The organism is Lactobacillus sp. B3795, assembly GCF_026535805.1.
In the GTDB taxonomy this organism is placed as follows: domain Bacteria; phylum Bacillota; class Bacilli; order Lactobacillales; family Lactobacillaceae; genus Apilactobacillus; species Apilactobacillus kunkeei_C.
The window spans coordinates 311,906-320,501 of record NZ_JAFNPE010000001.1 but is presented as its reverse complement, the minus strand read 5'-3'; the positions used below and the strand labels follow the sequence as shown (position 1 = coordinate 320,501).

At 37.0% G+C, this 8,596-nt stretch carries 8 protein-coding genes; all 8 read right to left on the bottom strand.

Features of this window, described 5'->3' with window-relative positions; genetic code table 11:
* Positions 1–89 precede the first annotated feature (89 nt).
* The gene (locus tag J3U50_RS01610; RefSeq protein WP_301945438.1) at positions 90–1,007 is read right to left on the bottom strand and encodes a YafY family protein; all 918 of its coding nucleotides are present in this window, start codon (positions 1,005–1,007) and stop codon (positions 90–92) included.
* 48 nt (positions 1,008–1,055) lie between these two features.
* Positions 1,056–1,415 (bottom strand): VOC family protein, encoded by a 360-nt coding sequence (locus J3U50_RS01605; protein ID WP_301945437.1) that lies wholly within the window; start codon positions 1,413–1,415, stop codon positions 1,056–1,058.
* 77 nt (positions 1,416–1,492) lie between these two features.
* Positions 1,493–2,158 (bottom strand): type 1 glutamine amidotransferase, encoded by a 666-nt coding sequence (locus tag J3U50_RS01600; RefSeq protein WP_301945436.1) that lies wholly within the window; start codon positions 2,156–2,158, stop codon positions 1,493–1,495.
* Between the two features lie 111 nt (positions 2,159–2,269).
* Positions 2,270–3,142: a restriction endonuclease gene (locus tag J3U50_RS01595; protein WP_301945435.1), complete on the bottom strand. Its 873-nt coding sequence runs from the start codon at positions 3,140–3,142 to the stop codon at positions 2,270–2,272.
* 119 nt (positions 3,143–3,261) lie between these two features.
* A complete protein-coding gene (rlmD, locus tag J3U50_RS01590) occupies positions 3,262–4,629 on the bottom strand; it encodes a 23S rRNA (uracil(1939)-C(5))-methyltransferase RlmD (protein WP_301945434.1) in 1,368 nt (455 codons plus the stop codon).
* Between the two features lie 84 nt (positions 4,630–4,713).
* Complete coding sequence (locus J3U50_RS01585) at positions 4,714–5,694, bottom strand: diacylglycerol kinase (protein ID WP_054608309.1); 981 nt, start codon at positions 5,692–5,694, stop codon at positions 4,714–4,716.
* 19 nt (positions 5,695–5,713) lie between these two features.
* Positions 5,714–7,135: an Asp-tRNA(Asn)/Glu-tRNA(Gln) amidotransferase subunit GatB gene (gene gatB / locus J3U50_RS01580; RefSeq protein ID WP_034531560.1), complete on the bottom strand. Its 1,422-nt coding sequence runs from the start codon at positions 7,133–7,135 to the stop codon at positions 5,714–5,716.
* A complete protein-coding gene (gene gatA, locus J3U50_RS01575; protein WP_301945433.1) occupies positions 7,135–8,595 on the bottom strand; it encodes an Asp-tRNA(Asn)/Glu-tRNA(Gln) amidotransferase subunit GatA in 1,461 nt (486 codons plus the stop codon). The genes gatB and gatA overlap by 1 nt, the downstream gene beginning before the upstream one ends.
* Position 8,596 lies beyond the last annotated feature (1 nt).

The following is an 8,596-nucleotide window of genomic DNA, read 5'->3' as shown; positions in this document are numbered from 1 at the left end:
GGAATGTCACCGGTTGAATACCGGAACAATTCCTCCCAGAAAATTGCATAACCATCCTCCAATTTTAGGGGTTCAGGTCAGAATGCTTTTTATTTATATAAATGATTCATCTTTTTAATTTCGCTTTTGACATTTTCAACAATGCTACTTGGCGATATAACTTTTGCGTTTACTCCTAGACGCAAAATATCAGAAATAACGTACTTTGTATGACTTTTTGGAAATGATGCCTTTAACATTAGTTTTCCCTTGTCATATTTAGAATATATACCATTGTATAACCAATGATTAGTAATATCGTCTTTATTCCTTTTATTAACGATTATTTTTATCTTTATCCATTCATCATCATCTAATCCTTTTTGATACCACTCATTAAATGACATGATATCGGTCGGTATTTTATATCCAGGATATTCATTTAAAACCGTAATCTGATCAACTCTAACATTTGGATATGTCCCATCATTGATATCATATCCTACCATATACCAAAATCCATTCCATGCGTATAGACCAATCGGTATTAGCTTTTTTTCTTCATTTTTATAACTAACCATGATTAACATTTTTTTGCCAACATAATCATATATTTGTTTTATATTTTTTACCTTTAATCCACGATTCGGATAGATAAATTTAACCCCCATGTCTTCTTCAACATCGTATTTTTCAAACCAGTCTTTGATTTTTAATTGAATTTGTTCTGAAGTTGTAGAAAAAGGTGTTTCAATTACTTTGTTTAACATTTGCAAGGAGAATAGTATTGCTTTTGCTTCTTCTGATGAAAAAGAAATCGGCGGAAGTTTTATACTATCTAAAACGCGATATCCGCCATTTTTCCCTTTTTCGGCATAAATGGGCACACTTAAAGATGAAAGCGTCTCTAGGTCCCGAAAAATAGTCCTAGTGGAAACATCAAAGTGTTTGGACAACTCATTCGTGGTGAATTGACGATGCATATAAATATATAACCAGATTTTGATGATTCTTTCAGTTTGTTGCAAACTAGCTCCTCCTTATAAAAAAGGAGATGGAATCCCATCTCCTTTTTGCTATTGTTGTTCTTGGATTCCTAAAACATGCCCCTTATTATCTTTTACTAGTGCTTGAGTAAAACCAGTGTCAGTTGTGAACTTAGGTACAACGACACTGCCACCATTATTTAAAACTTCATCAATAGTGTCATCAACACTTTCAACACCAATGTAGAAAGCGACCCATTCTTCTTTATCTTTTGAGTAAGGATCTGCAATTGCCGCTAGCATATGGTTAGGACTTTTTGGGTCCATTACTCGATATTCCATCTCACCAGCAGGTGGATAAACATTCCATCCAAAAACGTTTTGATAAAAATCTACCATTTCTTTTGAATTGTTTGAAGTAATTTCAATAAAAGTAATTGGGTTTGCCATATTAACAATACCTCTTTCTATAATTTCAAAATCAATTTTAGAGGTTTAATATGACATACTACTTCATATTATAATTTTTATTTTGTAATGTAATCTAAGATTGCATACATCACTTGTTTGTTTTCTTTTGGTACTGGTCTAGCTAAGATGTCTTCATTTGTTTGATTTAAAACAGATCCTTCGACGTATTTATTGTCGTTGGTAACAATTTCTCTAACTTCGTCAGTACCTAATTCAAAGTGGAATTGTAAACCAACAATTCTGTTGCCAATGATGAATCCTTGGTTTTCCACCAAATCACTTGAGAATAATAATTCACCGTTCTTGGGAATTTCAAACATTTCACCATGCCAGTGCATTGCAGTAAGCTTGTTGTAAATTCCAGGAATGCGTTCGGATCTTAAGTATACTGGTGCCCATCCCACTTCCTTAGCTGTTGAAGTGGTAATCTTGGCACCGAATGTTTTAGCAATTTGTTGCGCACCAAAACAGGCACCATAGATAGGAACGTCTTTTTCAGCAAGTTCTCTAATGATGTCTCGTTCGAACTCAATCCAATCAATATCATCGTTAACACTCATTGGACCACCCATGATAACTAACATATCTGTTTCATCTACCTTTGGTAGGATACCAAATTGGTATGGATGGTAAATGTAAACATCATGTCCCCTGTCATGTGCCCAATCCAAAATCGAACCTGGTCGTTCGTTTGGAGTATGTTGAATAATATTAATACGCATAATTTTTCGCCTACTTTTATATTTAATTTTTTTATGTTTTTAATAAAAAGTAATATATACCTAAAATGTGGGAAGTGCAAAAAAAGACACCTGAAGGGGTGTCTTTATTAATTAATCTTTATCAGTGTAAAAGCTACCAAGTTTATATGTAGTAACAGGTTGAACATAATATTGGTATTTAGCAACAAGGTCACATATCTTATCACCATTAATTAAAGTAATCACTCTTGTTCCTTGTCTAGCGACTTTAATTGCTTCTCTTGTAAAGTCTGAGGTGGTAATAAAAATACCAAACTCCGCATTATATTTATCCATTGCGCCTCTAAACTTATCAATTTCAGGTGTTGAAACCTTGTTTTCCCATCTTTTAGATTGTAGTGCAACTCTAGTAGTTCTAAAGTCGTCAGATGTAATGTATCCAAATCCATCTAATCCACCGTCAGCAACATATTGGATGCCAATTTCATCATCGATATCGACCCCCATTTGCTTTAATAAGCCTCGGCTAAATAGTTCAAACTTTTGTGGGCTCATACTTACCAATGCATTCAATAATTGGTCTCTCCAAGGTTCATTATCTACTGAATCATCAAGATCATCAACAATTTCATCAACCTTAGCCTTCGATTTCTTATCATCATTCAAAAATGGCAATACATCCCTACTTCTGGAAAAGTTATTCAAGTCAACAGTTCTTCCACTTTCAGATAATTCTAAAACTCTATTATCTTCAGTTATAAAATAACCTGATTTTATTAACTTCTTAACCGCATGATTAAATAGGTATTGGAAAGGATGATATTTAGCACCAGATTTTTTTGAAACCTTTACTTTGTCGACTTCGTCTTCAGAAAATACATCAGAATTATCTCTAATTTCACCCCTAATTTCTTTTCGGGTCATTTTCCCTCCGAGAGTTTGCATAACTTTTAGGGCTTCTATCATTGCCTTTTCTTCTTCAATATCCTGCTTAGTTTTAGACATAAGAAAATGCCTCCATGTTTTTTATTATAAGTTTAATTATAAAGCTTAGCTTAACTGTTAACAATGTCAGTTAATGAGAAATAAAAAGACACCCTGTCGCAGGGTGTCTTTTTTCTTACCTATTTCTTTTCAAATACAGTAACTGATTCAACGTGAACAGTTTGTGGGAATTGGTCAACTGGTTGAACTGGTTGAGTAATTTCATAACCGTATTCAGCTAAACGACGAGCATCACGTACTAATGTTGATGGGTTACATGATACATAAACAATCTTCTTAGGTGCTACTTGAGCAGCACTGTCGATGAATGATGATGCAAGTCCCTTACGTGGAGGATCAACCATGATAACATCTGGCTTTAATCCTTGTGATTGCCATTTTTCCATTTGATCTTCAGCACTACCGGTTACGAAAGTAGTGTTGTTGATGTGGTTCTTTTGAGCGTTAATCTTAGCATCTTCGATGGCTTCCTTAACGATTTCCACACCGTAAACCTTCTTAGCATGTTCAGCAACGGCTAGTGAGATAGTACCGATACCACAGTAAGCATCGATCACTGTTTGAGTACCATCTAGTTGTGCCTTTTCAATTGCTAGAGAGTAAAGCTTTTCAGTTTGTTCCGGGTTAACTTGATAGAATGAGTTCAATGAAATAGCGAACTTCAATCCAAGTAACTTGTCTTCGATGTACTTCTTACCATCTAGGCAAACAGTACTCTTTCCTAACAATCCATTACCATCTGACAAGTTGATGTTTTGCATGATACTTGTTACTTCTGGTAAGGCTTCCTTGATTTCACGAACAATGATATCAACCATAGGAATCTTCTTGGTACGAGTAATCAAACCAATCATCATTTCGTTAGTGTAGTGACCTCTTCTAACCATGATGTTTCTAATCACACCACTGTGCTTAGTTTCATTGTATGGTTCGATGTGGTACTTACGTAGGATGTCTCTAACTACTACGATAGACTTGTCGATTTCAGGATCTTGGATGTAGAAATCTTCAATGGTTACTAGGTCGTGTGAATGCTTACGGAAGAAACCAGTTTGTAGTTTTCCATTAATTGAGCGAACTGGAATTTGGGCCTTATTTCTGTAATGAGTTGGGTTATCCATCCCAATAGTTGGCAATACTTCAACATCCATCTTGGACTTATCGAAAAGTTCTTGGATTTGGTGTTGTTTGAATTCCAATTGTGCATCGTATTTTAGATGTTGTAATGGAGCGATTCCTGTACGAGTGTAGTTTCTGTCGATGTTTTCTACACGATCTGGTGATTTAGTTAGTAACTTTTCTAACTTTGCGAAACCAAAGTTTTGGTTAACTTTGATTACCTTAATCAAAGCTTTTTCGCCTGGAAGAGTGTCTTCAATAAACAAAGGATAATCCTCAATCTTGGCTACTCCCAAGCCTTGGTAAGTCAAGTCGACAATATCGACTTCATATTCTTCGTTCTTTGTAACTGGTGCTTTAAATTTCATATTTACCCCTTTTTCTAAACAAAAAAGTTTTGTTGTAATCTTCTAAAATAATCATACAACAAAACTTTTCGTTTTTAAATTCTACTATGATAATTTATCAACTTTATCGACGAATTCTCTTTCGGCCTTTTCAGCATCAAAACTGATAGACTTCTTTGGCATTTCATCGACATTAGCAAACATTTCGATGTGTTGCTTTAAGTCAATAAACGTCATTGGTGCGTCGCCACCATATTCACCATCCAAGTTAATTTGCATCTTGTCTTCGACAGGATTAGCGACTAACTTGCTGGTCTTCTTGTAAATGATTCGAGGGTCATTGATATGGCGACCACCACTTAAGACTTTAGCAAGTAGTTGAACAATTTCAACGATGTTACTGGTCTTAACAATAATCATTGTAAACTTACCATCATCTAACTTGGCGTCAGGAACGATTTGTTCCAAGCCACCGATTGAGTTAGTCATAGCAAGTAAAAACATTGAAGCTTTACCTTTGAATTCTCCACCATCATATTCAAGATCCATTTCAATTGGCTTAATTCTTGGAAGCAATTCAGCTCCACGAACTAGATAAGCCAAGTAACCAAAAATGGTCTTTAAATCTGAAGGAACATCGTAGGTTAATTCGGTTAACAAACCTCCACCAGCGATATTCATGAAGTATTTTTCTCCAGCTTTACCAATGTCCATGTTGAAAGTTTGACCTTTCAAAACAACTTTGGCCGCCTCAATTGGATTTTCTCTTGGAATATGCAATGCACGGGCAAAGTCATTGGTAGTCCCAGCTGGAATAATTGCTAGCTTAGGACGTTTTTCTAGTGGTGCAATCCCATTAACTACTTCGTTAATAGTTCCATCCCCACCAGCAGCTACGATCAAGTCAAAACCATCTAATGATGCTCTCTTGGCTTCATCGCGTGCTGAGTTAGGTTTAGGAGTGGTTGCGTATGCACTAGTTTCATAACCAGCTTCTTCGAAAACAGCGAGAATATCAATCAGGTTGCGTTTCAAAGCCTCACGGCCAGATGTTGGATTGTATATTACACGTGCCCTTTTTTGCATTTCCAAATTCTCCTAAACTTTATTTATTAATGGATGCCATTAATAACTTGTTAACAACTTGTGGGTTAGCTTTACCACGAGTTTGTTTCATAATTTGACCAACTAAGAAACCAATAGCACGGTCTTTACCATTATGGAAGTCTTCCACAGATTGTGGGTTGTTTGATAGCACTTCATCAATAATTGGTTGTAATTGTGCTGGGTCTGATAATTGAACCATTCCGTTGTCTTCAACGAACTTCTTAGGTTCTTTACCTTCAGTAATACCCTTGAAGACTTTCTTAGCCATCTTAGATGAAATAGTGCCGTCTTCAATTAGCTTAATCATTGTAGCTAAGTTTTCTGGTGTAATTTCAGTTTCAGATAGGTCTTTTTGTTCATCATTCAAGTAAGCGTTAACGTTAACTTGTAGGTAGTTAGATGCCATCTTAGGATCTGCACCTAATTTAATCATGGCGTCGAAGAAGTCAGCCATTTCCTTAGTTTGAGTAAGAACCATTGCATCGTAGTCCTTCAAACCAAAGTCGTTAACGTAACGTTGACGACGACTAGCTGGCATTTCAGGCATTGAATCGTTAATTTCGTTGATCCATGCATCTGTTATGTCTAGTGCTGGTAGGTCAGGTTCTGGGAAGTATCTGTAATCATCCGCACCTTCCTTAACACGCATTAGGACAGTCTTACCAGTTGTTTCATCGAAACGTCTAGTTTCTTGTTGAATTTCGCCACCAGCCATGATTACACGTTGTTGACGTTTTTCTTCGTATGCAAGACCTTTTCTTACGTAGTTAAATGAGTTCAAGTTCTTTAATTCGACCTTAGTACCGAATTCTTTTTGACCGTATGGGCGGATTGAAACGTTAACGTCCACACGCATTGAACCTTCTTCCATCTTAACGTCAGAAATTCCTGTAAATAGGATTCTTTCACGTAAAGCTTCTAGGTAAGCATATGCTTCATCAGGTGAAGCGATATCTGGTTTTGAAACAATTTCGATAAGTGGAGTCCCTTGACGGTTCAAGTCAACGTAAGAGAACTTGTTTCCGTGGGTATTCTTACCGGCATCTTCTTCAATGTGCATTTCTTCGATACCGATTTTCTTCTTCTTACCGTCTACTTCGATTTCAATCCAACCATCATGCGCATCAGGAGTATCCTTTTGTGTGATTTGGTAAGCCTTTGGATTATCTGGGTAGAAGTAGTTCTTACGATCAAAGTGAGGGTGCTTTTCAACTTCAGCGTGTAGTGCTAAAGCAGCCATAATACCTGATTTAACAACACCTTTGTTGGTTGATGGTAATACCCCTGGGTATCCCCAATCAATTACGTTGGTGTTTAAGTTAGGGTCAACCCCGTATTGTACGGGAGATGGACTGAAAATCTTAGAGTTAGTCTTTAATTCAACGTGGACTTCTAGTCCAATTGTAGTTTCAAAGTTCATTATTGTGCTCCCCCCATCTTTGGATCTTGCTTATGGAAATCAGTGTTTTGTTCGAAAGCGTAAGCAGCTTGGTATAGAGTTGATTCATCAAATGGCTTACCGATTAATTGCATACCAATTGGTAGTCCGTCTGAGAAACCTGCAGGAACTGACATTCCTGGAAGACCTGCCATGTTAACAGGAATGGTTAAAATATCATTCATGTACATAGTGATTGGGTCTTTTTCATCCTTCAAGCTGTAAGCTGGAGTAGGAGCTGTTGGAGTTAAGATTACATCGTAATCTTGGAAAACCTTCTTGAAGTCGTCAATGATTAAAGTACGAACTTCAGCGGCCTTCTTGAAGTAAGCATCAAAGAAACCAGCTGATAGTGAGTAAGTACCAACCATGATACGACGCTTAACTTCGTCACCAAAACCTTGTGAACGACTCTTAACGTATAGTTCTTCTAGGTTATTAGCATCTTGCGCTCTGTAACCATAACGAATACCATCGAAACGTTGTAAGTTTGATGATGCTTCTGAAGGAGCAATGATGTAGTAAGCTGCTACACCGTACTTACTGTTTGGAAGAGATACTTCTTCAACAGTTGCACCTAATTCACGGTACTTGTCAGCAGCGGCTAAAATAGCATCTTGAACATCCTTATCAACACCTTCACCTAAGTATTCCTTAGGTAAAGCAATCTTCATACCTTTAACACCCTTATCGATGTTTGCAGTAAAGTCAGGAACTTCCTTGTTTGAACTTGTCATATCATGTTCATCTTTACCGGCAATGGCATTTAGAACTACGGCGTTGTCCTTAACAGTTCTAGTCAATGGACCGATTTGGTCTAAACTTGATGCGAATGCAATTAATCCCCATCTAGATACACGACCGTATGTTGGTTTCATACCAACGATACCATTAAATGATGCTGGTTGTCTGATTGAACCACCGGTATCTGAACCTAGTGATACTAAGACATCCCCTGCAGCAACTGCAGCAGCGGCACCACCTGATGATCCACCAGGTACCTTGTCTAAGTTCCATGGGTTCTTAGTCTTACCATGGAATGAAGTTTCAGTTGAACCACCCATGGCAAATTCATCCATGTTGGTCTTACCAATGTTGATAGTGCCTGCTTCTTTCATCTTAGCAACGGCTGTACCATCAATGATTGGTTTGAAGTTTGATAGCATCTTTGAACCTGCAGATGTTAATACACCTTTGGTTAACATGTTATCTTTCATTGCAACTGGAATACCTGATAATACGTTATCTGGGTCAATTCCGGCCTTATCAATTTCTTGGGCTTGCTTAATTGCATTTTCTTCATCGAAAACGACGAAAGCGTTAATATCTTCATCGTTCTTCTTAGCATTTTCAATTGTTTGTCTTGTTAATTCTTCGGCGGTAATATCACCATTAACTAGGCTTTCGTGAATGCTAAAAATATCTTTTCCTAAATAGTCCATC

Coding starts and splice junctions, on each gene's coding strand:
- gatA (WP_301945433.1), bottom strand. CDS start 8,595: ATGGACTATTTAGGAAAAGATATTTTTAGCATTCACGAAAGCCTAGTT.
- J3U50_RS01600 (WP_301945436.1), bottom strand. CDS start 2,158: ATGCGTATTAATATTATTCAACATACTCCAAACGAACGACCAGGTTCG.
- gatB (WP_034531560.1), bottom strand. CDS start 7,135: ATGAACTTTGAAACTACAATTGGACTAGAAGTCCACGTTGAATTAAAG.
- J3U50_RS01585 (WP_054608309.1), bottom strand. CDS start 5,694: ATGCAAAAAAGGGCACGTGTAATATACAATCCAACATCTGGCCGTGAG.
- rlmD (WP_301945434.1), bottom strand. CDS start 4,629: ATGAAATTTAAAGCACCAGTTACAAAGAACGAAGAATATGAAGTCGAT.
- J3U50_RS01605 (WP_301945437.1), bottom strand. CDS start 1,415: ATGGCAAACCCAATTACTTTTATTGAAATTACTTCAAACAATTCAAAA.
- J3U50_RS01595 (WP_301945435.1), bottom strand. CDS start 3,142: ATGTCTAAAACTAAGCAGGATATTGAAGAAGAAAAGGCAATGATAGAA.